The organism is Citrobacter sp. RHBSTW-01013 (assembly GCF_013781985.1).
Classification (GTDB): Bacteria; Pseudomonadota; Gammaproteobacteria; order Enterobacterales; family Enterobacteriaceae; genus Citrobacter; species Citrobacter braakii.
In genome coordinates this window covers 4659360-4683814 of the sequence record NZ_CP056185.1, presented here as the reverse complement: position 1 = coordinate 4683814, position 24455 = coordinate 4659360, and the positions used below count along the sequence as shown (strand labels likewise).

19 protein-coding genes are annotated in these 24455 nt (G+C 51.3%); 7 read left to right on the top strand and 12 right to left on the bottom strand.

Annotated elements, in window-relative coordinates:
- Positions 1-361: 361 nt before the first annotated feature.
- Both crfC and HV350_RS22390 read left to right on the top strand, forming a co-directional pair.
- Positions 362-2719, top strand: a complete 2358-nt coding sequence (gene crfC / locus HV350_RS22395; protein WP_109017806.1) for a clamp-binding protein CrfC — start codon at positions 362-364, stop codon at positions 2717-2719.
- Entirely contained in the window at positions 2716-3609 is an 894-nt protein-coding gene (locus tag HV350_RS22390) for a diguanylate cyclase regulator RdcB family protein (protein WP_049282262.1), read from the top strand. Before crfC ends, HV350_RS22390 begins: the two co-directional genes overlap by 4 nt.
- A gap of 30 nt (positions 3610-3639) precedes the next feature.
- Here HV350_RS22390 and kdgT read toward each other — a convergent pair whose 3' ends face one another.
- A complete protein-coding gene (kdgT, locus tag HV350_RS22385) occupies positions 3640-4638 on the bottom strand; it encodes a 2-keto-3-deoxygluconate transporter (RefSeq protein WP_016155482.1) in 999 nt (332 codons plus the stop codon).
- 699 nt (positions 4639-5337) lie between these two features.
- Between kdgT and proP the strand changes: the two genes are divergently transcribed.
- Together proP and pmrR are read left to right on the top strand one after the other, a co-directional pair.
- Positions 5338-6840 (top strand): glycine betaine/L-proline transporter ProP, encoded by a 1503-nt coding sequence (gene proP, locus HV350_RS22380; protein ID WP_016155405.1) that lies wholly within the window; start codon positions 5338-5340, stop codon positions 6838-6840.
- Positions 6841-6922: 82 nt separating this feature from the next.
- Positions 6923-7012, top strand: a complete 90-nt coding sequence (gene pmrR / locus HV350_RS22375) for an LpxT activity modulator PmrR (protein WP_016155406.1) — start codon at positions 6923-6925, stop codon at positions 7010-7012.
- Here the strand turns inward: pmrR and pmrB are convergent.
- The 7 genes from pmrB to melR all read right to left on the bottom strand — a co-directional run bounded on the left by pmrB (position 7006) and on the right by melR (position 16566).
- Positions 7006-8088, bottom strand: a complete 1083-nt coding sequence (gene pmrB / locus HV350_RS22370; RefSeq protein WP_016155407.1) for a two-component system sensor histidine kinase PmrB — start codon at positions 8086-8088, stop codon at positions 7006-7008. The genes pmrR and pmrB overlap by 7 nt on opposite strands.
- A complete protein-coding gene (gene pmrA, locus HV350_RS22365) occupies positions 8089-8757 on the bottom strand; it encodes a two-component system response regulator PmrA (RefSeq protein ID WP_016155408.1) in 669 nt (222 codons plus the stop codon).
- Positions 8758-8761: 4 nt separating this feature from the next.
- Entirely contained in the window at positions 8762-10399 is a 1638-nt protein-coding gene (gene eptA / locus HV350_RS22360; protein ID WP_181629345.1) for a phosphoethanolamine transferase EptA, read from the bottom strand.
- A 146-nt stretch (positions 10400-10545) separates the two neighbouring features.
- The gene (gene adiC / locus HV350_RS22355; protein ID WP_016155410.1) at positions 10546-11883 is read right to left on the bottom strand and encodes an arginine/agmatine antiporter; all 1338 of its coding nucleotides are present in this window, start codon (positions 11881-11883) and stop codon (positions 10546-10548) included.
- 127 nt (positions 11884-12010) lie between these two features.
- Positions 12011-12772 carry an AraC family transcriptional regulator gene (locus HV350_RS22350; protein ID WP_016155411.1) on the bottom strand — a complete coding sequence of 254 codons (762 nt, stop codon included), beginning with the start codon at positions 12770-12772 and terminating at the stop codon, positions 12011-12013.
- Positions 12773-13087: 315 nt separating this feature from the next.
- Positions 13088-15355 (bottom strand): arginine decarboxylase, encoded by a 2268-nt coding sequence (gene adiA / locus HV350_RS22345; RefSeq protein ID WP_181630681.1) that lies wholly within the window; start codon positions 15353-15355, stop codon positions 13088-13090.
- Between the two features lie 278 nt (positions 15356-15633).
- Positions 15634-16566, bottom strand: a complete 933-nt coding sequence (gene melR / locus HV350_RS22340; RefSeq protein WP_016155413.1) for a transcriptional regulator MelR — start codon at positions 16564-16566, stop codon at positions 15634-15636.
- A gap of 269 nt (positions 16567-16835) precedes the next feature.
- Between melR and melA the strand changes: the two genes are divergently transcribed.
- From melA to HV350_RS22325, 3 genes are all read left to right on the top strand, one after another.
- Positions 16836-18191, top strand: a complete 1356-nt coding sequence (gene melA, locus HV350_RS22335) for an alpha-galactosidase (protein ID WP_181629343.1) — start codon at positions 16836-16838, stop codon at positions 18189-18191.
- A 92-nt stretch (positions 18192-18283) separates the two neighbouring features.
- The gene (gene melB / locus HV350_RS22330) at positions 18284-19714 is read left to right on the top strand and encodes a melibiose:sodium transporter MelB (protein WP_181629341.1); all 1431 of its coding nucleotides are present in this window, start codon (positions 18284-18286) and stop codon (positions 19712-19714) included.
- Positions 19715-19716: 2 nt separating this feature from the next.
- On the top strand, positions 19717-19971 hold the full coding sequence (locus HV350_RS22325) for a SemiSWEET transporter (protein ID WP_016155416.1): 255 nt from the start codon (positions 19717-19719) through the stop codon (positions 19969-19971).
- A gap of 26 nt (positions 19972-19997) precedes the next feature.
- Here the strand turns inward: HV350_RS22325 and HV350_RS22320 are convergent, their stop codons facing one another.
- From HV350_RS22320 to HV350_RS22305, 4 genes are all read right to left on the bottom strand, one after another.
- Positions 19998-20615, bottom strand: coding sequence for a DUF2238 domain-containing protein (locus HV350_RS22320; RefSeq protein WP_019077832.1), 618 nt, complete (start codon positions 20613-20615; stop codon positions 19998-20000).
- A 147-nt stretch (positions 20616-20762) separates the two neighbouring features.
- The gene (gene fumA / locus HV350_RS22315) at positions 20763-22409 is read right to left on the bottom strand and encodes a class I fumarate hydratase FumA (protein WP_181629340.1); all 1647 of its coding nucleotides are present in this window, start codon (positions 22407-22409) and stop codon (positions 20763-20765) included.
- 96 nt (positions 22410-22505) lie between these two features.
- Positions 22506-23846 carry an anaerobic C4-dicarboxylate transporter DcuB gene (dcuB, locus tag HV350_RS22310; RefSeq protein ID WP_003031873.1) on the bottom strand — a complete coding sequence of 447 codons (1341 nt, stop codon included), beginning with the start codon at positions 23844-23846 and terminating at the stop codon, positions 22506-22508.
- A 118-nt stretch (positions 23847-23964) separates the two neighbouring features.
- On the bottom strand, positions 23965-24267 hold the full coding sequence (locus HV350_RS22305) for a hypothetical protein (protein WP_135107946.1): 303 nt from the start codon (positions 24265-24267) through the stop codon (positions 23965-23967).
- Positions 24268-24455 lie beyond the last annotated feature (188 nt).

The following is a 24455-nucleotide window of genomic DNA, read 5'->3' as shown; positions in this document are numbered from 1 at the left end:
TAAGGGAAATTGCTACGCTTAGGTATTTAAGATAAGGTGAGGCGAAATATCTGATATTCATAGGTAACGTTGCTTACGGATGCCTAAGCCATTGTGATTGAATATCATTGACCCCCTTAATTTTAGTAGGGGGATTACGCGGGTATTTTTTAAAACTGAACTACGCTGTTTATCTTTCTTACTTATTACATAAGTGAGAGGCATCCGGCCAGCGGTTATACGCCAAATTTATTTTAATAATATCAGTTGGTTGTTTTGATTTTAATTATTTCTACACGTAATTATAAAAGCCAAAAAATCTATAAATAAAACGATTGGGCTAAATAAAAGTAATGCTATTTGCGTTAAGGAAGAATTTTCCATGCACACACAGACAATATATGAATTAAGTCAGGAAGCGGAACGCTTGCTGATGCTCTCGCTTGAACATCTCAGGCAATTGCAAAAATTGCCTATGACGTCGTTGGATGATGTCGCGCTAAAACAAGGAGAGCATAGCAGACAGGTGGTTCAGCCTCTGCATTTCAGCGCGCGTGGCATGGATGTCCAGCAGGCAACGCTCAATAATGAACTGCGTAAGATTACGCGTCTGGAAATGGTGCTGGCGATTGTCGGTACCATGAAAGCGGGAAAATCGACGACGATTAACGCGATTGTGGGGACCGAAGTTTTACCTAATCGTAATCGTCCCATGACGGCGCTACCAACGCTAATTCGCCATACGCCGGGGCAGAAAGAGCCGGTGTTGCATTTTTCACATGTCACGCCTATCGATGCCTTAATGAAGGTTTTACAGCAGCGCGTACGCGAGTGCGATCGCCAGCGTCTTACGCAGACCCTGGAAATTGATAAGGATATGAATGTCCTGCTGCAGCATATTGAAAACGGCGTGGCATTTGAGCGGTATTATCTTGGCGCACAGCCTATTTTCCATTGCCTTAAAAGTCTGAATGACCTGGTGCGTTTGTCAAAAGCACTGGAAGTGGATTTTCCTTTTGCCGCCTATGCCGCGATTGAGCATATTCCGGTTATCGAGGTCGAATTTGTCCATTTGGCCGGTCAGGCGAGCTATCCTGGGCAATTAACCCTGCTGGATACGCCGGGGCCGAATGAGGCCGGGCAACCGCATCTACAAAAGATGCTGAATGAACAGTTGGCGCGGGCTTCTGCGGTACTGGTGGTGATGGATTACACCCAACTGAAATCGATTTCCGATGAAGAAGTGCGCCACGCGATCATGGCGGTCGGCAAGTCAGTGCCGCTGTATGCGCTGGTGAACAAATTCGATCAGAAAGACCGCAACAGTGACGATGAAGAGCAGGTGCGGGCATTAATTTCCGGCACGCTGATGCAAGGTGGGATTGCCCCGGAGCGAATCTATCCGGTTTCTTCGATGTGGGGGTATCTGGCGAACAGGGCGCGTCATGAGCTGATGGCTCGCGGGCGGCTGCCGGATCACCAGGTGCAACGTTGGGTACAGGATTTTGCCGAAGCGGCGCTTGGCCGACGCTGGTGCACCAACGATCTTGAGGATACGGAGCACATCCGCCATGCAGCCGATCTGTTGTGGGAGGATTCGCTGTTTGAGCAGCCGATCCAGAAAGTGATTCATGCCGCTTACGCCAATGCTTCGCTGTATGCGCTACGCTCAGCGTCGCATAAGTTATTGAACTATGCGCAAAGCGCGCACGAATATCTGGAGTTTCGCGCCCATGGGTTAACGGTTGCCTATGAAAAACTGCGGCTGAACATCACGCATATTGAAGAGGATATGCAGCAGTTAGAAGTGAGTCAGGGGCGGGTGAGTGATGAAGTCAGTCATGAGGTCGAGCTGGCGCTGGAGGCTGCCGCGGCCTATCTCAATGAGCAACAGACTGAGATTCTGTGCGGCATCAACACGTTCTTTATCAAAGAAAACGTCCTGATGATGTCACAACATGGCCAGGGGGCTGGCGTTTCCTCGGCAGAAATGGCCGGAGAAATGCTGGTGTTGCACGATGAAGGGCAGGCGAAAATCGTGCTGGATAAAATGCGCTCGTCCTGTGAAGTTGTCTTGCTGGCAGCGCAGGAAAGCATTAGCCGGGATTTAGCTCTGCGCTTTGAACAGCTTGAGTCGACGCTGTCCCGGGCGCTAAATGACGCCATGCGCCCCATTGAGCAGCGGGTGAAAGAGGAGCTGAACCACGCTGGTTTTCGTGCGCGGATCCGTTTTCCGGCGTTTCATGCGGCGATGTTTAACTTCAACACCCGCCAGTTGTTCAACGAGGCCATTGAGCAGGATATTCCGGCGGAAAATGCGCCGTCAACTGGCGGTGTGGTGCGTGATACCTTCTCTCGCTGGTTGAATCAGCCCAACTGGGGATGGAATGAGTACGTCGAAACAAAAACGCGTTATCTCATTGATATGGGTGCACTGCATAAGAACCTTGTGCACTATGTCACCCAGTTTTGCCAACAAATTCGTAAAGCTTTAGCTGCGCAGGTCGATATTTCCGTTACGGCAGGCATGGCCACGTTTTTTGCTGATTTTTCACTGTGTTTGACGCAATTACAGGCGAGCCTGCGTGAGAGTTTGACCCTGCGCCAGCAAAATGAATCTGCGGTGAATGCCTTGAACGAACAACTGCAGCATCGCATTACGACTGCGGCATGGCTTTATGAAGATTCCCGCTTGCTGCGCGACGATATCAATACCCTTTTTGCAACCGAGCACACATGACTAACGTGTTACTGGAAGGCCCCGGGCGGACGCTGGAGTGTGTCTACCCGAAGTTTATGGTCGATCTGGTTCAGGGAGATGAAACCAAACGTTCCGGCGGTTTTCTGCAACAACAGCAGCGGCTGCGTGCGCGTCTGACGCAGGAGGTGCTATCCCAGACGCAACTGCGAGCATGGGTGTTGGCAGGCGTGTCCAGCGAGCATCTGGTGATGCGTCTAAAACTGGTGGAAAAACTGGCGGGCATGATCGATCCGGGCCATCTGGCGCTGGTACGGATCGCCGAAGGGTTGATGTTTTTACAACAAACCGAAGACCCGCGTGGACTCTCCACGCCCGGTCTTCTGCAGCAGATAAATTCACTCGCTGACTGGTTTACCCAGCGCGGCGCTTATAAAGAGAAGGCAGTAACGCAACGCGGCCTGACGGTGCAAGCGGGCGAACATAGCGAGCAAATTTTTACCCGCTGGCGGGCTGGCGCGTATGACGGCTGGTCGTTACCTGGACGCTGTTTTGTGGCGTTAGAGGAGCTGCGTTGGGGAGCCTTTGGTGACGCCTGCCGGTTAGCAAATGCCGATGTGGTGTCAATGCTAAAAGACAACCTGCGAACGATGGCTGCTCAGGCGCTGGCAGACAGCGTGAATGCGGCCCCCGCCACGCGTCATTACTATCATCATTGGCTCAGCACGCCGGTGGTTGGCGGCTCGGGTGAGCACAACGATATGTTGAGCTGGCTCGGGGACTGGTGCGATGCGCAGCGTCATCCGGTGAGCTGGTCGGTGACGCAGCGTTGGCAAAATGTGGCGTTGGGCATGCCGAGATTGTGTTCGGCGAAGCGGCTGGTTGATGCGATGGTTGAGGAGATTTTTGCACCGTCCCCGCTCATCAATTGAGCAGGAACGGTGAGTGGGATAAAGGCAGGTTTAGTGGTGCAGGGAGTCTGCCGGGGTAGCCGCCGTCTCATTGACGACCGGGTTTTTATTAAAACGTTTGGCATACAGCGCGGTGATAATCGGCACCAGAATCGCGGTGACTATCACGCTGGCGGCAACCAGCGCCGTAGCGGATGCGGCAACCGGTTCAAATGCCGGGTTAATCTGGGCGATAATCACCGGGTTTGCCACTGCAGCACCTGCTGCAGAAGAGGCTGCTACGCCTGCCGTACCGTTCCCGCCACCAATAACGCGGTCAGCAATAATCAGCGGAATACCGGTGATGACGATAACCGCGACGCCCAGCAGGATGCCCAGCAGACCCGTATCAACGATGACGCTCAGGTTAATCGTGTTGCCCAGCGCGAAGCCGAAGAACGGGATCAGCACCGGCGTGGCTTTGCTGAAGAAGGAACGCAGATCGTGATCCAGGTTACCCAACGCAAAACCAATCAGGAACGGTAATACCGCGCCGACAAAATGGTGTGGTTCGAAGGAAGCCAGACCCGCGGAGCCGAGGATCACCATGGTCATTAACGGACCGGATTCCAGAGACATCAACACAAATGCGCCAGACTCTTCTTTGGTTCCGTACTGGTTCATCAGGCTGGCGTACAAACCGCCGTTGGTCATGTCCATCGCTGAAACAATTGCCAGTACCGAAAGACCGGCAAAGAACCCAGTTTGAATACCGGTATCAGGAATAAATGAAGCAGCAATCATTGCCACTACCCATGCCACGGCTATTTTAGTTAATACCAGTGTGCCGGATTTGCGTAATACCGTGCCGGTTGCTCGTAAATCAATAGATGCACCGATACAAAAAAACCACACTGCCAGAATCGGCACCGTTCCGCTGATCATTCCTTTGGTAAACGAACCGAAATACGCGCCGGTATCCGGAGCTAACGTATTTAACACTGCGCCTAATAACAGAGGAATCAACATCATTCCGCCAGGGATGCGTTCAATCGTAGCTTTAATTTTCATAAGCGTCCTCATCTCTTGTCGCAGGCAATACACGCGCAAGGAAATAAAAATTAATAAATTCAAGTGGTTACTGATGTTTCTTAACAAAGAAAACAGCTATCTCTTTGTTTTATAAAATCTAACGCGGCATACGTTGAGCGTGTTGCTGCTCCCAGGGATATTGCGTCTGGAATTAGTTTGCATTCATGGGAACATTGATTCAATCAAAATAAAACGATGTTTTAGTTATCTTCATCACATATTCCGAGCAAAAGTTCCTGAGTGCTCTGATTATTAAAAAAGCTGTGATCTTTTTGTGAAGAGATTAGGGGGGGTTTTGCCTAGCAGAATAATAGTGACTGTTGTGATTGTTGGTGCAACAAAGTGATTTATTCTTGTATTTAATTGCCAGAAAATCGCAAGCATTACATGTAAAAAAGTTGACTAAGAATGACCTGATTTACGCATGTTGACGAAATGGAAATCTATATGTGAAGTTGATCACAAATTTAAACACTGTTAGGGTAAAGAGGTCATTAACCGCCCAATCAGGCGTCAACAGGTTCGGTTGTACTGCTCGTTTCTCGTCAGTGTAAGTAAACCTGCTACGCTTGTTACAGGGAATGCGTCTGTGCATTCCCCGCTCGGTGATGACCTTGACGCAGGGGCGTTGAGGGACTCGATCTGTAGCGTGACAGGGCTAAGTCTATGAGGACGAGTATGCTAAAAAGGAAAAAAATAAAACCAATTACGCTGCGCGACGTTACCATCATTGATGACGGTAAACTGCGAAAAGCCATTACTGCGGCGTCGTTAGGTAATGCGATGGAGTGGTTTGATTTTGGTGTTTATGGGTTTGTTGCTTACGCATTAGGTAAAGTGTTCTTCCCGGGGGCTGACCCCAGCGTACAGATGGTTGCTGCACTTGCCACCTTCTCTGTTCCCTTTCTGATTCGACCGCTTGGCGGATTGTTCTTCGGTATGCTTGGCGATAAATACGGTCGTCAGAAGATCCTCGCTATCACCATTGTGATTATGTCGATAAGTACCTTCTGTATCGGTCTCATTCCCTCGTATGCCTCGATTGGTATCTGGGCGCCGATTCTGCTGTTGCTGTGTAAAATGGCGCAGGGGTTCTCGGTCGGCGGAGAGTATACCGGGGCGTCGATTTTTGTCGCAGAGTACTCGCCAGACCGTAAGCGCGGATTTATGGGCAGCTGGCTGGACTTCGGCTCGATTGCCGGGTTTGTGCTGGGTGCGGGCGTGGTAGTCCTGATCTCAACTATCGTCGGCGAAGAAAACTTCCTTGAGTGGGGCTGGCGTATTCCGTTCTTCCTGGCGCTACCGTTAGGGCTTATTGGTCTGTACCTGCGTCATGCACTGGAAGAGACTCCTGCGTTCCAGCAGCACGTGGATAAACTGGAGCAGGGCGATCGTCAGGGACTGCAGGACGGTCCGAAGGTGTCGTTTAAAGAGATTGCGACCAGGCACTGGCGCAGCCTGCTGGCATGTATTGGTCTGGTGATTGCCACCAACGTCACCTACTACATGCTGCTCACCTATATGCCGAGCTACCTGTCGCATAACCTGCATTACTCTGAAGACCACGGCGTGCTGATTATTATCGCCATCATGATTGGTATGCTGTTTGTGCAGCCGGTGATGGGTCTGCTCAGCGACCGCTTCGGACGCCGTCCGTTTGTGATTATGGGCAGTATTGCGCTGTTTGTGCTGGCTATTCCGGCATTTATTCTGATTAACAGTAACGTCATCGGCCTGATTTTCGCCGGGTTGCTGATGCTGGCGGTGATCCTCAACTGCTTTACCGGGGTGATGGCGTCAACGTTACCAGCGATGTTCCCGACGCATATTCGCTACAGTGCCCTGGCCGCAGCGTTTAATATCTCGGTATTGGTCGCCGGTCTGACACCGACGTTGGCCGCATGGCTGGTGGAAAGCTCGCAGAATCTGATGATGCCTGCTTATTATCTGATGGTGATTGCGGTGATAGGTTTAATTACCGGCGTGACCATGAAAGAGACGGCTAATCAGCCGCTGAAGGGGGCTACGCCTGCCGCTTCGGATATTCATGAAGCGAAAGAGCTCCTCGGCGAGCACTACGATAATATTGAGCATAAAATCGAAGATATCGATCAGGAAATTGCTGAGCTGCAGCTTAAGCGTACGCGCCTGGTGCAGCAGCATCCGCGGATTGATGAGTAATCATGTGATTTATCATATCCACTTAAGGTTGGCTTAATCTGTGTCAGGCAAACTCTCCTCCAGAGTATCGGAGGAGAGTGTCATGAAAAACCGCATTTATGAAAGTTTGACCACCGTGTGCAGCGTGCTGATCGTCAGCAGCTTTTTGTACGTTTGGGTGAGTTCTTACTGACCTTTCGCTAATTCCACCCAAGCGCGAGTGCCGGTGGTTCCCTGACGATTTTGCAAATAGAAATGCCCGTGATGTAACTGGGTGATACGACTGACAATGCTCAGCCCCAGCCCAATCCCGCCAAAACGGCTGTCCATACGCACAAACGCTTTACTCAGCTCCCCGCATTTACTCTCATCAATGCCTGGGCCTTCATCTTCGACGGCGATAACGGCATCATGCTCTGTATTCAGGCTAATCGTAATATGGGTGCCTTCCGGGCTGTAACGATGCGCGTTCTCCACCAGATTTCGCAGCAGCATTCGTAATAGCGTCGCATCGCCACGTACGACAACGTCCGCCGTGCTTTGCGGTAGGAGCAGCGTCTGCTGACGCTGGTCCAGCATGGTGCTGAGTTCATCGTAGGAGGGCAAAATCACGTCCTCCAGCAGTTTGACGTGCTGGTAGCTCCCGGCCGAGAACGACTGTCCAACGCGGGCGAGTTGCAGCAGTTGCGACACGCTGTCCATCATTTGGTCAAGGCGGGCAATTAACGGTGAAACGTCGACCTTATGGGTTTTGGACAGTAATTCCAGATGCAGGCGAACGCCTGACAACGGGGTGCGCAGTTCGTGGGCGACATCGGCGGTAAATAAGCGTTCGTTTTCAATGGTGCTCGTCAGCCGTGTCACCAGCTCGTTGAGCGCTGAGACGACCGCCTGGATCTCAACGGTTGAACTGTGAACTTCAATCGGAGCAAGGTTATCGGCTGCCCGCGTTTCTAACTCTTTTTGCAGATCCGCCAGCGGGCGAGTAATACGCCGCACTGCCTGGTAGCAAATCAGCAGCGTCAGGCTGACCATAAAAATACCGGGGACGATCAGACTGGCGATGGCCTCGCGGATTTCATGCAGGATGTGGCGATCGTTGTTACGATTTTCGCGTAACGCCTGCTCAAATAGCTGTATTTGTTCGGTGCTTTCGTGCCACAGCCAGAAGGTGCTAATCAACTGGAAGACCAGCAGAATAAGACCGATGGTCAGCATCAGGCGATGACGCAGCGGGAGCGGTTTTTTTAGATATTGCAGTAGCTTCACTTAGCTTTCCTCAGTGGCAACCAGCATATAGCCAAATCCCCTGACTGTGCGGATACGTGATTTACCCACTTTGTCCCGCAGGTTGTGAATGTGCACTTCCAGCGTATTGGTCGACGGTTCGTTATCCCAGCTGTAGATGTCGTTATACAGGATCTCCCGGTGTACCGGGCTGCCCGCTTTAAGCATCAGGCGCGACAGGAGTGCGTATTCTTTCGGCGTTAAGATAACTTCTTGTCCATCCATCCACACCTGGCGACGACCGATATTCAGCGTCAGGTTACTGACAATGAGTTCACTTTCACCCTGATTGTTATGACGACGCAGCAGCGCCCGGATGCGGGCATGCAGTTCTTCCAGTGCGAACGGTTTGACCAGATAGTCATCGGCGCCAACGTCCAGCCCGCTGACCCGGTCTTTCACCGTATCGCGGGCGGTGAGGATAAGCACCGGCACGGTGTATTTTTTCTGTCTGATGCGGTTCAGGAAGTGCAGGCCGTCTTCATCCGGTAAGCCCAGGTCCAGAACCACCAGACTGTAATGGCCGGTCTCCAGACACTGCTCCGCGGCACGGGCCGTTGATACGCCGTCGCAGGCATAGCCTTCTGTTTGCGCGGCGAGTATCAGTCCCTGTAATAACAACGTATCGTCTTCAACAATCAGAATTTTCATTCGTTTAGCCTCCCCGGCAGGGTTGCAGAATATCATCTGCCGCCTGATATTTCTGAGTTTGCACGCCTGTTAATCCCAGCAGGGTTGAGAAGAGATTATCCTGTGAGAAGTCCTCTGAGCCTGCCCGTTTTTGCAAACATGTCTGAGAGACTTGATAGCGTTGCTGATAATCTTCTGAGAGCCACAGCAGCATCGGCACATGTTTTTGCGTATCTGGCGCAATCGAATATGGCAGGCCGTGTAAATAGATGCCATTTTCCCCTAAGGATTCACCGTGATCGGAAAGGTAGACCAGGCTGGTGGTGAAATTATCCTGATGCTCTTTCAGTATATTGATTGCTTTATCAACAATATAGTCGACGTAAAGAATGGTGTTGTCATAGGTATTGACCAACTGTTGCTGTGAACAAGTCTGGATTTCGTTGGTGTCACAGGTTGGCGTAAATTTCTTGAACTGCGCAGGATAGCGGTTGTAATAGGTCGGACCGTGGCTGCCGATGGTGTGCAGCACAATCACGCCGTCGCCTTGCAGGTTATTAATGTACTCTTCCAGCCCGTGGAACAGCACGTCATCGTAGCATTCCCCGTCAATACACTGCCCTGGCAGGTTCAGCTTAGTCATATTCTGGTGCGGTACCCGGTCGCATGCCCCTTTGCAGCCGCCGTCGTTGTCGTTCCACAGAACGTTAATTCCCGCCCGCTGAATAATGTCGAGCACGCCTTCCTGATGCTGCGCCAGTTCTTCATCGTAGTGCGCGCGTGGCATACCCGAGAACATGCAGGGGACAGATACTGCCGTTGCCGTTCCGCAGGATGTGGTGCGGGGGAAATAGACCACATCATCTTTTTCCAGCAGCGGGTTGGTCTGGCGCGAATAGCCTGACAGCGAGAAGTTATCGCCGCGTGAGGTCTCGCCGAGCACCACAATCGTCAGGTTCTTACGCTTTTCTTTCACCATCAACGGATTGCGATGGGCGTCTTCACCAATGCGTACCAGCGGCAGGTGGGCCAGCCTCTGGTGTGAATACCAGGAAGAGGTCGCCACAATGCTGTTGGATGGGCTGAGGGATTTCACCAGTTCTTTATTGTTGCGAAACAGTGAGGCGTAATCTTTGTAGAAGAACGCGGCGACCAGCACGATCAGCAGCGCGGAGATCAGAATATTCGCGCCACGGAACAGTACGCTGCGCATGGCCGGGGCGATCGGTTTGATTCTTATCCAGCAGGCAATGAGCGCGGCGAGAATGCCGCTCACTCCGAGCGTGATGAGCATTTGCGGCGTCAGTAAAGCAAAGGTTTCGGCGGGTGTGGTGTCCATCATATTGGCGATCATCGAGCGGTCAATGATGATGCCGTAGGTCATGATGAAATATTGGGCCGATGCGCCAACCAGAATGAAAACGCAGGCCACCAGGCGATTAAGCCACAGGAATGAGGCCAGCGTCAGCACAATGTTCATGACGCTGAAAGCGACGACCGGCATCGACAAAAACACCAGCACGTTACGCACGGAATCCAGGGGCAGTTCTTGCAGCACTTGTTTATAGAACGCAATGTTCAGGAAAGTCGCAAGATAAAATGAGATCAGGAGAAGCCAGCTGATTAGCCCAAGAGTGGGTCTTTTAAACAGGTGCTTTAACATTAAGGGGGGTTCCATCGACTAAGTGCTACAAATCCTCTCAAAGTAAAATTAAGCCAACCTTAAGTTCTTAATGTTGATTTCAGGAATCGCGGGGGGCGGCGTTGGCCCGATGGCCTTACACCATCGGGCAACGACGACTGTTTGCGTTAGTTATTGTTTACCGGGGCATCCAATGGATATGGGTTTTTATGGATCCGATTGTAGTTCAGTGCATACAGCGCGGTGATGATCATCAGTGTGACGAATGACCACATCACCTCTTTGGCACCGGAACCGACAACCGCCCAAATGCAGTAAACAAAAGCGATAAAGGTCACTAGTAAGTACATCGGACGCGCTTTACCAAAGTGACCATGGCCGAGCAGCAGCAGCGCGGCGCAGGTGTACAGATACGGCACCAGCGTGAAGATAACGGAAACCGAAGAGACCAGACCAAACTCTTTCGCAGCGTTTGGCGACATGCTGCTGAACTGGAAGATGGTCATCAGAACGCCGACGATAATTAACCCGGCTACCGGCGTACCGGCTTTGTTAACACGGGCAAAAATCGGTGGGAACAGGCCGTCATCGGCTGCCGCTTTGGCGGTTTGCCCGGCAAGCAGCGTCCAGCCGCCCAAGGAACCAAGGCACCCGGCCGCGGCGCAGAAGGAGACAATCGCCCCAGCGGTGTCACCCAGCGCCATGCGTGCGGCATCACCGAACGGGGAGGCTGAAACACGCAGCGCCGCGTTAGGGATCATACCCATAATCGCCGTGGTGGAGAGCACATAGCAAACGGCGGCAATCAGCACGCCGCCCATGGTGGCGATAGGCACGTTACGTTTGGGATTTTTAACCACACCTGCCGCGACGGAGGCGCTTTCCACGCCGATAAATGACCACAAGGTTACGTTCAGAGTGCTTTGAATCGCACCGAAGGTGTTCATACCGCTGACGTTCCATGCCGCCATATAGGTTTCACCCCGGAACCAGAACCAGCCGAAGACGGCAATACCGACAATTGGCACCAGCGCCAGTACCGTTGCGACGGCCTGTACACGGGTGATCATTTTCGGTCCGACAATGTTCAGCAATACGAAGATCCACAGTACCACGACGCAGGTCAGCGTCAGGACCAGCGGATCTTTTAAGATGGGGAAGAAGTAGCTCAGGTAACCGACGCCAATAACCACCATGGCGATGTTACCAATCCAGCAAGCCAGCCAGTACAGGACGTTGGTCTGGTAGCCCAAAAAAGGACCGAAACAGCGGCGGGCATAAGCGTAAGAACCACCGGGACTGGAGTCTAAGGACGACATTTTCGCGTACACCATCGACAGCGCCAAAGCACCGATAATAGTGACCAACCATCCGTAGATTGCAATCCCGCCAGTTGACGCAAGGTTTGCGGGTAGCAGGAATACACCGGAACCCATAATATTCCCCGACACCATAAGGGTGACGGGGATTAAGCCCACTTTGTGAGCATCAGCATCCGTCGACATATTTAGTAACTCCTGATAAGGATAAATGACGTCTTATCATACCTCTTCAGAAGACTATTTTATGATGGCGGACTGGGGGTATCGCTAATGCTGATATTATTATGGCTTATCGCTAACTGATTAAAAATCAGGCAGCGGATGGCTCCCTATGTTGACTGACATAATGCAGAGGCGTCATCCCATAGAACTCTTTGAATACGGATATAAAGTACGAGGTACTGTTATATCCGCACAGTTGAGAGACCTGGGAAATGTTTTTGCCATCCATCAATAATTGATTGACGGCATAACGCATGCGACACGTGGTAATTATTTGGCTGTAACTTGTATTTTCACTTTTGAGCTTTTTCTTTAACAAACTGGGGCTCAGGCATAAGCAACTGGCAACCATGCTTAAATTCCAGTCTTTATGTATATCGCTCTCAATAATGTGATAAACGCTGTCGCTGATACGACTGCGTAGTATATGCATGAGCAGAGAAATAAACTTTTTGCTGCCGAGAAAGCGTGATAACACCGTGAACAGTAGCGAGCGCGTGCGCACACTTTCACCTTCGTCCATTGTGTCCATTACGCTATATTGGGCAGCCACCCGGAAGACATCCGGCGTCAGACAGACGGCGGTCATCACTGGGTTGGCACTGCGTTGCCAGAGTGGGATCTGTGAAAGGTCTTTATTTAAAAAACGTAGATAGTCTTTAATGATATCACGGCTGATATGTACGACCAGTGCGTTATTAAGTGATGAGAAATCGATAATATTATTATCGCATGCTACCAGCGCCATATGATTAGCTTTTAAGCTGATGGCTTCTTTACCGTTAATCCTTAACCAAACATCCTTCTCCGTTAATACAACAACACAAGCTGCTCTGCTGCAAACCCTCATACCCAAACTCCAGGAATATGAACATAAAACACCGTAGCTCACCATCAGATGAACCATATCGGCTAAATTGAAATTGTATGATGAATCCAGGACCGCATTAAAATAACGTCTCTGAAATTAATTACAATGTTTGGTGGGAATTTTCTTATGTACACTTTTTTTTACGCAAGTGGAAACGTGATATTTGCGTATAAAAAAAGCGCGGGGTGGTCCCGCGCAAAAAGGTATGACAATGTTATTGTTTTGCAGCAATACTCAGGAATTACTCAAGCATGACATGTCTACCTTAAAAATCGGACTATCTATAAAGTGACATTATGCTTTCACGCACATGACGTGATATACACCGTCAATAATTTCCGTTCCTTCGGTTTCATGTTCAAATCCAGGGAAGTGGTGGTCCCAGGACTGCAACGAACGTAGATAACTAATCTGCGGGCTATTGGCGTCGCCAAAGTTTTCCCCGGACAGCAGCATTGGAATTCCCGGTGGGTAAGGAATCACGGAATTCGCAGCTATACGACCCGGCAGATTTTCAATGGCCACCATCTCAACGTTATCGCTGACTATCGCGTTATAGGCTTCACGCGGGGTGATTTCAGCAACAGGCAGGCCGGAGTAGGCCGCGTTGAGTCGGCTGCCAGGGTTGTTCTCTTTCAGCCAGGCAAACATGGTGTCGCCCAGATCGTGAATGCCCATGTTGGCGTAAGTGTCAGGATGTTCCTCAACCAGTTCTGGCATCACCTGCGTCAGCGGTGTATTGGCATCGTAATGGTGTTTGAATGAGCACAGGGTATTGATCAGCGTGCCCCATTTCCCACGGGTAATCCCCATTGAGAACAGGAACATAATCTGGAAATCTGTGGTACGGGTCGGCACGATACCGTGGCGGCCAAGCCAGGCGGTGACCAGCGCTGCCGGTACGCCGCTCTCTTCCAGTTCGCCATCATCGCCCATCCCCGGCGCCAGAATACTGACTTTGATTGGGTCCAGCATGCTCCAGTTATCCGGCAGGTCTTTAAACCCGTGCCAGGATTCACCCGGACGCATCACCCAGCAGTTCTGGTCAGTGGTCAGGAGTTGAGTTGGCGCATCGGCAAAGTCATAGGTTTTGCCGGTTTGCGGGTCAGTTACCACTTCTTTGTTCCACGGTTTGAAGAACCAGTCGCCTTCGGCGGAAAATTCTTTGTACAAACGCGCCATGGCCTGACGGAAATCGACCGCTTCGTCGATCACTTCCTGAGTGAGCGACAGACCGCTGTTGCCGTCCATCATGGAGACAGCCACGTCGTTTGATGCGCAGATGGCATACAGCGGAGAGGTGGTGGCGTGCATCATGTACGCCTGGTTAAAGCGGGAGAAGTTCACGGCCCCACGACCTTCACGGACGTGAATGTAAGACGCCTGAGAGAGCGCGTTCAGCAGTTTGTGGGTCGAGTGGGTCGCAAAAACGGTAGGACCGTTATGATCGCCCGGCGCGCCACGCATAGCGTAGTGATCGGCATAAATTGGGTTAAAGCGAGCATAGCCGTACCAGGCCTCATCGAAGTGGATGCGATCGCTGGTTTGCGCGAGCAGGTCCTGGGCCTCTTTGGCGTTGTAGCAAACACCGTCATAAGTACAGTTGGTCACAACGCTGTAAGACGGTTTTTGCCCGGCCTTGCCCTTGGTCAGCGGGCTTTCGCTGATTTTTTTCTGCAATGTTTCAGGTTGCATTTCTTGCGGGTAGATAGGGCCGATAATGCCGTACCGGTTGCGACTTGGCACCATGTACACCGGTTTTGCGCCGGTGAGGATCAACCCCTGCTCGATAGATTTGTGGCAGTTACGATCCAGCACCACGACGTCGTTGTCGGTCATACAAGCCTGCATGATGGTGCGGTTAGAGCCGGAAGTCCCGACCACTACGGACCAGGATCGGTCAGCGCCAAACACGCGGGCGGCATATTTTTCGCTCTCGCCAAATGCGCCGGTATGATCCAGCAGTGAGCCGAGCGATGCGCGTTCAATACCCATGTCGCTTCGGAATAAGTTTTCACCGTAGTAATCATGGTAAAAACGACCCGCCGGCGTTTTGGTAAATCCGACACCGCCCTGGTGACCAGGCGCTGCCCAGGAGTATTCATGGATGTCGCCGTATTTCATCAGCGCGCTGAACAGTGGCGGCAGAAGTTGCTGGCGGTAACGGGTCATCGCCGCAACGGCACGTCCGGCGATAAAGTCTGCGGTATCTTCCATAATCCAGGCGAATTCATCGACAAGCTCCAGCAGGTCGCGATCCAGCGATGCGGTGGCTTTTTCGCGATCGCCCAGCAGGAAAACGGGAACGTTTTGCTGGCGCTCGTGGAGCTTGCCGATCAATTGCCTGACGTTCAGGTGCTCGTCTTGTTGTTCCATTTGATAGCTGAACATCAGGCAATCAATGGCTTCATTAGCGGCGAGGATTGCGTAACCATCGTCGAATGAGGTGGACTTAATGACGGTAACATTTTGGCGGCTTAATGCATCAGCCAGACGTTCGACAGCGCTACCGACCCAGGTGTCCTGATGCAGAAACTCACTTTCAACAATTAATACTTTCATCATCTTTTACCCGGTTGTGGAAAGGTTGCAATTTATGGATTGCAGACACACCGTATGAATGTGACGCAGGCAAGTATTATCCTGACAAAATGGGCTGTAAAGCGGGTGATAAATAGTCTGATTTGTGTTTAATTTGTTTTTAAACAAATAGTTATGTTTGCTTATTGGCGATTTTTCACCGCTGTTTATCGACAGGGGGAATATTTTTTTGGCTGATACTGATATCGGCGAACGATAGGGATCGTAGGCTGGAGTAACGCCGGTGGTTTCTGGGCTGCTCAGCCAGCCATTGTTTGCCGGCGCTGTTGGCTCAGTTTGCGGTACTGCTGCGGCGACATGCCGACAAACTTGCTGAAGGTGTCATAAAAACGGCTGCTGGATCGGAATCCCGCGGTCAACGCGACGTCAAGAATGGTTTTATCGGTATCGCTAAGCAATGCGCGGACGTGATTGATCCGCATTGCGGTGATGTACTGCTTCATGGTGAGTTGCATCACGCGCTGGAAAATCCCCATCGCGTAGTTGGCGTTGAGCTTCACGTGTTCCGCGACGTCGTTGATAGTGAGCACCTGATCGTAGTTATCGGCAATAAAACTCAGCATCTGGCTTACGTAAAACTGGGCGTGCCGCGAAACGCTGTTTTTGTGCGTCCGCGAAGTTTTATTGACCAGGATTGGCTGCCAGCCGGAAAGGCTAAACCGCTTGAGCATCAGACCAATTTCATCAATGGCGAGCTGGCGAATTTGCTCGTTCGGGTTGCTCAGCTCCTGTTGCCAGCGTTGAACTTCAAAGGTGCTTAGCTGCTGCGACGCCAGCGATTTGATGACCATGCCATGGGTAACGTGGTTGATCAGTTCGCGATCCAGCGGCCAGGAAAGGAAAAGGTGCATCGGTAAATTGAAGATAGCCATGCTTTGGCAGCTGCCCGGACGCGTGAGCTGATGCGGCGTACAGGCCCAGAAAAGCGTAATGTGTCCCTGTTTTATCTGCACCACTTCGTTGTTGATGAGGTACTCAACGTCGCCATCAAACGGCACATTAATCTCCACCTGCCCATGCCAGTGACTGGCAGGCATAGCATGCGGTGAGCGCAGCTCAATATCCATCCGTTGATATTCTGAGTACAGCGACAATGGGCTGCGGGTTTGCTCTTCATCGCTGCTACACATGTGCGGATCGGGGGGAAGAGGCGATGTCGGTAATGTACTCATGGTTACTCCATTTCCTGAATTATCAGAATCATGTCATTTGCTGCGCATTAAGGCTGAGAATCAGGACACAAATTGGACCGATATCATTGAGCATAGCGAGATTTTGGGGCCGCATACTCTGCTTTTTGTGCAATTTTGTCCCATAAACTCAGATCCAGTATGGGGCAAAGAGGCGATCTGAGTTTATGGGAATGCTCGCCAGGGAAGTCGGAAGTTTTCATCAATGCGCTGTGCCACCATGACTGTGTTCACTAATGTTCTGGAGAGTCATGATGTCTGCACCCAAAATTACCTTTATCGGCGCCGGTTCCACGATTTTCGTCAAAAATATCCTCGGGGACGTCTTTCATCGCGATGCGCTGAAATCTGCGCATATCGCCTTGATGGACGTCAATCCTACTCGGCTGGAAGAGTCACACATTGTGGTGCGTAAGTTGATGGACTCAGCGGGCGCGTCCGGGCGTATCACCTGCTATACCGATCAAAAAGCGGCATTGCAGGATGCTGATTTTGTGGTGGTCGCTTTCCAGATTGGTGGCTATGAACCTTGTACCGTTACCGATTTTGCGGTGTGTAAACGTCATGGTCTGGAGCAGACGATTGCCGATACGTTGGGGCCAGGCGGCATTATGCGCGCGCTGCGCACTATCCCGCATTTATGGCAGATTTGTGAGGATATGACCGAAGTCTGCCCGCAGGCCACCATGCTTAACTACGTTAACCCGATGGCGATGAACACCTGGGCAATGTATGCGCGCTATCCGCATATTAAGCAGGTTGGATTGTGTCACTCGGTGCAAGGGACAGCGGAGGAGCTGGCCCGCGATTTGAACATCGACCCGGCCTCTTTGCGCTATCGCTGCGCCGGGATCAACCATATGGCGTTTTATCTGGAACTTGAGCGTAAAACGGCTGACGGTGCTTATGTGAATCTCTATCCGGAGCTGCTGGCGGCCTATGAGTCTGGTCAGGCGCCGAAACCGAATCTTCACGGTAATACCCGTTGTCAGAACATTGTGCGCTATGAAATGTTCAAAAAGCTGGGCTATTTCGTCACTGAGTCGTCGGAGCATTTCGCGGAATATACGCCGTGGTTTATCAAACCAGGGCGTGAGGATCTGATTGAGCGCTATAATGTTCCACTGGATGAGTATCCAAAACGCTGTGTGGAACAGCTGGCGAACTGGAACAAAGAGCTGGAAGAGTACAAAACGGCGGCGCGGATCGAGATTAAACCGTCACGTGAATATGCCAGCACTATCATGAACGCTATCTGGACCGGTGAACCGAGCGTGGTGTATGGCAACGTTCGCAATGACCATCTGATCGATAACCTGCCGCAAGGCTGTTGCGTGGAGGTGGCTTGCCTGGTCGATGCGAATGGTATCCAGCCAACGAAGGTGGGTACTCTCCCGTCACATTTGGCGGCCATGATGCAAACCAATATCAATGTTCAGACCCTGCTAACGGAAGCCATTCTGACGGAAAATCGCGATCGCGTTTATCACGCGGCGATGATGGATCCGCATACCGCTGCGGTATTGGGGATTGAGGAGATTTATGCGCTGGTGGACGATCTGATCGCGTCTCATGGCGACTGGCTGCCGGCCTGGTTACACCGTTAACACACCATTACGCCGGGCAGAGCATCCGGCGTTTAACCTCTGACGTTTCCTCTAACAGAAGGCGGGCGCTGGTAACGGCGATCCGATACCCTATGAGCATCTCTCTGAAAACAAAACTCAGTTACGGATTTGGAGCGTTTGGTAAGGATTTCGCCATCGGTATTGTGTACATGTACCTGATGTATTACTACACCGACGTGGTGGGATTATCGGTGGGGCTGGTCGGAACGTTGTTCCTGGCGGCAAGGATCTGGGATGCGGTAAACGATCCCATCATGGGCTGGATTGTGAACGCCACCCGGTCGCGGTGGGGAAAATTTAAACCCTGGATCTTACTCGGTACGCTGGCGAACTCATTGGTGCTATTTTTACTTTTTAGCGCACATTTGTTTGAGGGCACTGCGCAAGTCGTATTTGTCTGCGTGACGTATATATTATGGGGAATGACCTACACCATTATGGATATTCCATTCTGGTCGCTGGTACCAACTATTACGCTGGATAAACGCGAGCGTGAACAACTGGTGCCGTTCCCTCGTTTCTTCGCAAGCCTGGCTGGGTTTGTCACCGCGGGTGTGACGCTGCCCTTTGTGAGCTATGTTGGCGGGGCCGATCGCGGCTTTGGTTTCCAGATGTTTACGCTGGTGCTGATTGCATTCTTTATCGTTTCTACCGTTGTTGCGCTGCGTAATGTGCATGAGGTTTATTCGTCAGATAGTGAGGCAACGGCGGACAGCAGTCGTCTTGGGCTGAAAGCGATCGTTGGGCTCATCTATAAAAACGACCAGTTATCCTGCCTGCTAGGCATGGCGCTGGCTTACAATATTGCCGCCAATATCATTGCTGGCTTTGCCATTTACTATTTTACTTATGTGATTGGCGATGCAAGCCTCTTCCCGTACTACATGTCTTACGCAGGAGCGGCAAACCTGCTGACGCTGATTTTCTTTCCTCGATTGGTAAAAGCGTTGTCACGACGGATCTTGTGGGCTGGGGCATCAGTGCTGCCGGTGCTCAGCTGTATCGTGCTGCTGGTGATGGCGTTAGCCGGTTTCCATAATATCTTACTCATTGTTATTGCTGGTATTTTACTGAATATTGGTTCAGCACTTTTCTGGGTGTTGCAGGTCATTATGGTGGCGGATACCGTTGATTACGGCGAATACAAACTGAATGTACGTTGTGAAAGTATCGCTTATTCAGTGCAGACGATGGTGGTAAAAGGAGGGTCAGCGTTTGCCGCTTTCTTTATCGCAGTGATACTTGGGGTGATTAATTACGCGCCGAATGTCGCGCAGTCTGCAGAAACCATTGTTGGTATGCAATTCATTATGATCGCGCTACCAGCACTCTTTTTTGTGGTGACCTTAGTCCTTTACTTCCGCTTTTACCGACTGAACGGCGACACGCTGCGCAGGGTCCAGATTCATTTGTTGGATAAGTACCGTAAGGTGCCGCAGCACCATGAGCAACCGGATATCCCGGCTATTGCGATAGTCACCCCAGGTGATGTGAAGGCGTAGCTATGGAATGGCATTCGTGGATTGGGTATTTGGCGGCTAGCCTGACGACGCTCTCATTCTTACCGCAAGCGATTAAGGTCATTACCACCCGCAACACGCAGGGTATCTCCGGTTTAATGTATGTAATGTTTGTGTGTGGGCTGGTGTTGTGGCTGATTTATGGATTATTGATTGAAGATACTGCCGTCAGCATGGCGAACTTTCTGACACTCCTGTTCGCCTTGCCGATTCTGGTTATCAAGTCTCGCAATGGGTAGGGCAGATTGCCGGATAAGCGTCAGCGCTATCCGGCAGTTTTTAACTGTCTGTTATGCCAGCCCGCCAACACGAGCACCGTGGTTAGCGCACCGAGCAGGGCGCAGAACATATCCGACTGGGTATCCCACGGGTCGCCCTGCGTCCCGAGAAAATCATCCGCTCCCTGACCCATCGCCAGCGCTGCCCACCATTCGATCAGCTCATACATCGCGCTAATCGCCAGCGCCACGCAGCAGACCAAAAATGCCAGCATTTTGCGGCCACGAACTATATTACCGCGCACTAAAATCTCTCTTGCCGTCAGGGCGGGCACCAGACCCTGGAAGAAGTGACCCAGCTTGTCATAGGGGTTACGACTGAGATCCAGCCACTCCTGAACCTGAAAACCGACAGGGACTTTAGCGTAGGTATACATACCGCCGACCATCAGAATGATGGCGTGCAAGAAAATGAGCGTGTAGAGCAATGGCGTCAACGGGTAGCGCTTCACGGTCGCCAGCAACAGTGGGACGACAATAATGACCGGCGTAACTTCCATCAGCCAGGTGATTTTCTCCGTGGCTGAGATACCGGTGTAGATAAGTATTAGCGCCAGGAGCAGCGCGCCAGAGTGCAAGATTGTGGAGTTCAGTGTGCGGAGCATGGCGAATTCACAAGTAATGGAAAAGGTTACTATTCCCTGTGAGCGGCAAAAATTCAACGCCAGTAAATGGGGGGATAAAGTTGGCCCGGGGGGATCACTGGACTGACGCCAAAAATCTGTTGTCAGTCCAGTGCCGGGCCGAATGGGTTACTTCGCGCAGTTAGCGCATTGTTTGCTGACGATTTGCTGGAAGAAATCGTTGCCTTTGTCATCGACCAGAATGAAAGCCGGGAAATCTTCGACTTCGATTTTCCAGATAGCTTCCATACCCAGCTCCGGGTATTCCACGCATTCCAGATGTTTAATACTCTGCTGCGCAAGTACCGCTGCCGGGCCACCAATGCTGCCTAAATAGAAGCCGCCGTATTTGTGGCAGGCGTCTGTCACCTGCTGGCTACGGTTACCTTTTGCCAGCATGATCATGCTGCCGCCGTGAGACTGTAGCAGGTCAACATAGGAGTCCATACGACCCGCAGTGGTTGGCCCTAAAGAGCCGGACGGATAACCTGCAGGTGTTTTGGCCGGGCCCGCGTAGTAGATAGGGTGATCTTTCACGTACTGCGGCAGACCTTCGCCGGACTCAATACGTTCTTTTAGCTTCGCGTGGGCAATATCGCGACCGACAATGATGGTGCCGCTCAGCGACAGACGGGTAGAAACCGGATACTGAGAGAGCTGAGCGAGGATCTCTTTCATTGGGCGGTTAAGGTCAACTTTAACCACTTCACCTTCGCCTGCCTGGCGCAGCGACTCCGGAATGTACTGGGCTGGGTTATGTTCCAGTTTTTCGATCCAGATCCCTTCGCGGTTAATCTTGGCCTTGATGTTACGGTCTGCGGAGCAAGACACACCCATACCAACCGGGCAGGATGCGCCGTGGCGAGGCAGGCGGATCACGCGGATATCGTGCGCGAAGTATTTCCCGCCAAACTGGGCGCCGAGGCCGAGTTTCTGCGCTTCTTCCAGTAGTTCCTGTTCCAGTTGCAGATCGCGGAACGCCTGGCCGTGCGCATTACCTTCAGTCGGCAGTGCGTCATAGTAGTGTGTGCTGGCCAGCTTCACCGTTTTCAGGTTGCTTTCCGCTGACGTGCCGCCAATGACGAATGCAATGTGGTACGGCGGGCATGCTGCGGTACCCAGCGTGCGCATTTTCTCAACCAGGAAGTTTTTCAGTTTGCCGGGCGTGAGCAGCGCTTTGGTTTCCTGATACAGATAGGTTTTGTTCGCTGAACCGCCGCCTTTGGCCACGCACAGGAATTTGTATTCGTCACCATCCACGCTGTACAGGTCGATTTGTGCGGGCAGGTTGGTGCCGGTATTCACTTCTTTGTACATATCCAGCGCCGCGTTTTGCGAGTAGCGCAGGTTATCTTCAATATAGGTATTAAATACGCCCTTGGAGAGTGCCGGTTCGTCGCCGCCACCGGTCCAGACGCGCTGACCTTTTTTACCCATGATAATTGCCGTACCGGTGTCCTGGCAGGTTGGCAATACGCCTTTAGCCGCGATTTCGGAGTTTCTCAGGAACTGCAGCGCTACGTATTTATCGTTTTCGCTGGCTTCGGGATCATGGAGAATTGAGGCGACTTGCTGTTGGTGTTCAGGGCGGAGCATGAAGGAGGCATCGTGGAAGGCTTGTTGGGCCAGTAGCGTAAGTGCTTCAGGGGCTACTTTCAGGATTGTTTCGCCTTCAAACTCGCCGACGCTGACGTGATCGGAGGTCAGCAGGTAGTACTCAGTTTTGTCTTCCCCCAGTGGGAAAGCCGCCTGATAAGTGAATTCAACTTTTGACATTTGCTTCCAGCCTTTTCATTTTTCTCAGGAATTTTAAAATTCTCTGTGTCTTGACGGTGGCGTGCCGTTCCAAAGCGGACGGCACGCGCACTGTAATTACAGGAAACCGTACATTGCAGCGAAGATCCAACCAAAGACACAGGATACGCTCACGCCGATCAACCCAGGTAGAATGAAGCTGTGGTTGATAACGAAACGGCCAATGTGGGTGGTGCCGGAACGGTCAAACTGAATAGCCGCCAGATCGCTCGGGTAAGTCGGCAGAATGTAGTAACCGTAACATGCCGGAGCGGAAGCAACGATGTACGCTGGATCAACCCCAATTGCCAGTGCGACCGGAACAATCGCCGCCAGCGCCGCAGCCTGGGAGTTTACAAATTTGGAAACCAACAGCAGAACAATTGCATAGGCCCACGGATACTCTTTCACCATATTGCCCAGCACACCTTCGATTTCCGTCATGTGCGCGCCGAACATTGTTTCGGCCATCCAGGCAATACCGTACACCGCCACAATCGCGATCATACCGGAACGGAAGACTTCGTTTTTAGATATTGAAGCGGGATTGGTCTTCGTCAGGATAATAATCAGCGCACCGGTCAGCAGCATGAACATCTGGATAACCAGTACCATTGACAGCGGTTTGCCGCTGAAGGTAGGGCGCAGCTCAGAGAACGCGCCGAGCACGGCAACAACGGCGATAGCGGCAAGGAAGATCCACATGGCCAGCCAGTTGCTTTTCGGCAGCTTTTTGTCTAACAGTGTGGCGGTATCGCCATAAACGTAGTTGTGGTTTTCAGGAACGGAAATAAACTTCTGGAACTCTTCATCTTTATCCAGATCTTTACCGCGGAACCAACTGAAGATACCGATCGCCAGGATACCCAACAGGGTAGACGGGATAGTGATGCTGAGCAGGTCGAGGAATTCAAGATGCTTGCCTTCAAACGTTACGTTACCCAGCATTGCGACCAGTGATACAACGGCCACGGACACCGGGCTGGCGATAATCCCCATCTGCGCACCGATAGAACTCGCCGCCATCGGACGTTCCGGGCGAATATTGTTCTTAATAGCAACGTCATAAATGATTGGCAGGATGGTGTAGACCACGTGGCCTGTACCGCAGAGAATCGTCAGGGTGCAGGTAACGAAGGGGGCGACGATGGAAACGTATTTTGGGTTACGGCGCAGCAGCTTTTCAGCGATTTGCAGCATAACGTCAAGGCCGCCGGAGGCTTGCAAGGTTGCCGATGCGGCCACCACGGCAATAATAACCAGCATTACATCTACAGGTGGTTTACCCGGCTGGAGATGGAAAACGAAAACCAGAATGACCAGGCCGATACCGCCTAATAAACCCAGCGCGATACCGCCCTTTCTGGCACCATAAAACAAACATATTAATATTATAAGAAGTTGTATACTAAATAACATTTTATTTACCCTCGCGAAAAAACCAGTCAATTTTTTGAAAAATGGATCTGTGCCACATTCTTTTTTGCCGGAATAGGCATCAAAAAATGGTCAGTATTCGATATGTCCGTATTTGCGATTAATGTTCAAATGTCTTGCTAGAATGTTTTTTTAACGTTATGGCGATATTTAGCTTTTTTCTGTGGCTTTGATCAGAGGAGAGAATCCTCAGGCGATGGGAAGCAGAGCTGGACATGGAGAGCTGCGGTTGACGCTGTAATTTATCTGTTTTGCGTTTTCCGCTATTACGTGAACCACCGACAGAATGGGTGAGTAGGTTATTTGTGTGATCACACTCACGCCATTTCATAATGTGATGAGGTTGGCGTGCGGATACTTTTATTTGCTCACAAAAATGTACGGTGTCCATGGTACGTAGCATGGTCTCCATTGCTACCAGTCTAGATTTTGTATGTCTGGTTAATTTCAGACTAATCCTTTATGGGTAAAAATACACACTCTGCGAGCTAGATAATACTTAATTAACTTTTGTTAGCGATTTTGAAATTAAAAACAGTGTGACGTTAATCAATATTAAAATAATACATTTAACATGCTGGATACAAATAT

Coding starts and splice junctions, on each gene's coding strand:
- pmrA (WP_016155408.1), bottom strand. CDS start 8,757: ATGAAAATTCTGATTGTTGAAGACGATACGTTGTTATTACAGGGACTG.
- fumA (WP_181629340.1), bottom strand. CDS start 22,409: ATGTCAAAAGTTGAATTCACTTATCAGGCGGCTTTCCCACTGGGGGAA.
- melB (WP_181629341.1), top strand. CDS start 18,284: ATGAGCATCTCTCTGAAAACAAAACTCAGTTACGGATTTGGAGCGTTT.
- crfC (WP_109017806.1), top strand. CDS start 362: ATGCACACACAGACAATATATGAATTAAGTCAGGAAGCGGAACGCTTG.
- dcuB (WP_003031873.1), bottom strand. CDS start 23,846: ATGTTATTTAGTATACAACTTCTTATAATATTAATATGTTTGTTTTAT.
- pmrR (WP_016155406.1), top strand. CDS start 6,923: ATGAAAAACCGCATTTATGAAAGTTTGACCACCGTGTGCAGCGTGCTG.
- melA (WP_181629343.1), top strand. CDS start 16,836: ATGATGTCTGCACCCAAAATTACCTTTATCGGCGCCGGTTCCACGATT.
- adiC (WP_016155410.1), bottom strand. CDS start 11,883: ATGTCGACGGATGCTGATGCTCACAAAGTGGGCTTAATCCCCGTCACC.
- adiA (WP_181630681.1), bottom strand. CDS start 15,355: ATGAAAGTATTAATTGTTGAAAGTGAGTTTCTGCATCAGGACACCTGG.
- HV350_RS22325 (WP_016155416.1), top strand. CDS start 19,717: ATGGAATGGCATTCGTGGATTGGGTATTTGGCGGCTAGCCTGACGACG.
- eptA (WP_181629345.1), bottom strand. CDS start 10,399: ATGTTAAAGCACCTGTTTAAAAGACCCACTCTTGGGCTAATCAGCTGG.
- HV350_RS22320 (WP_019077832.1), bottom strand. CDS start 20,615: ATGCTCCGCACACTGAACTCCACAATCTTGCACTCTGGCGCGCTGCTC.
- kdgT (WP_016155482.1), bottom strand. CDS start 4,638: ATGAAAATTAAAGCTACGATTGAACGCATCCCTGGCGGAATGATGTTG.
- melR (WP_016155413.1), bottom strand. CDS start 16,566: ATGAGTACATTACCGACATCGCCTCTTCCCCCCGATCCGCACATGTGT.
- proP (WP_016155405.1), top strand. CDS start 5,338: ATGCTAAAAAGGAAAAAAATAAAACCAATTACGCTGCGCGACGTTACC.
- HV350_RS22350 (WP_016155411.1), bottom strand. CDS start 12,772: ATGAGGGTTTGCAGCAGAGCAGCTTGTGTTGTTGTATTAACGGAGAAG.
- HV350_RS22305 (WP_135107946.1), bottom strand. CDS start 24,267: ATGCTACGTACCATGGACACCGTACATTTTTGTGAGCAAATAAAAGTA.
- HV350_RS22390 (WP_049282262.1), top strand. CDS start 2,716: ATGACTAACGTGTTACTGGAAGGCCCCGGGCGGACGCTGGAGTGTGTC.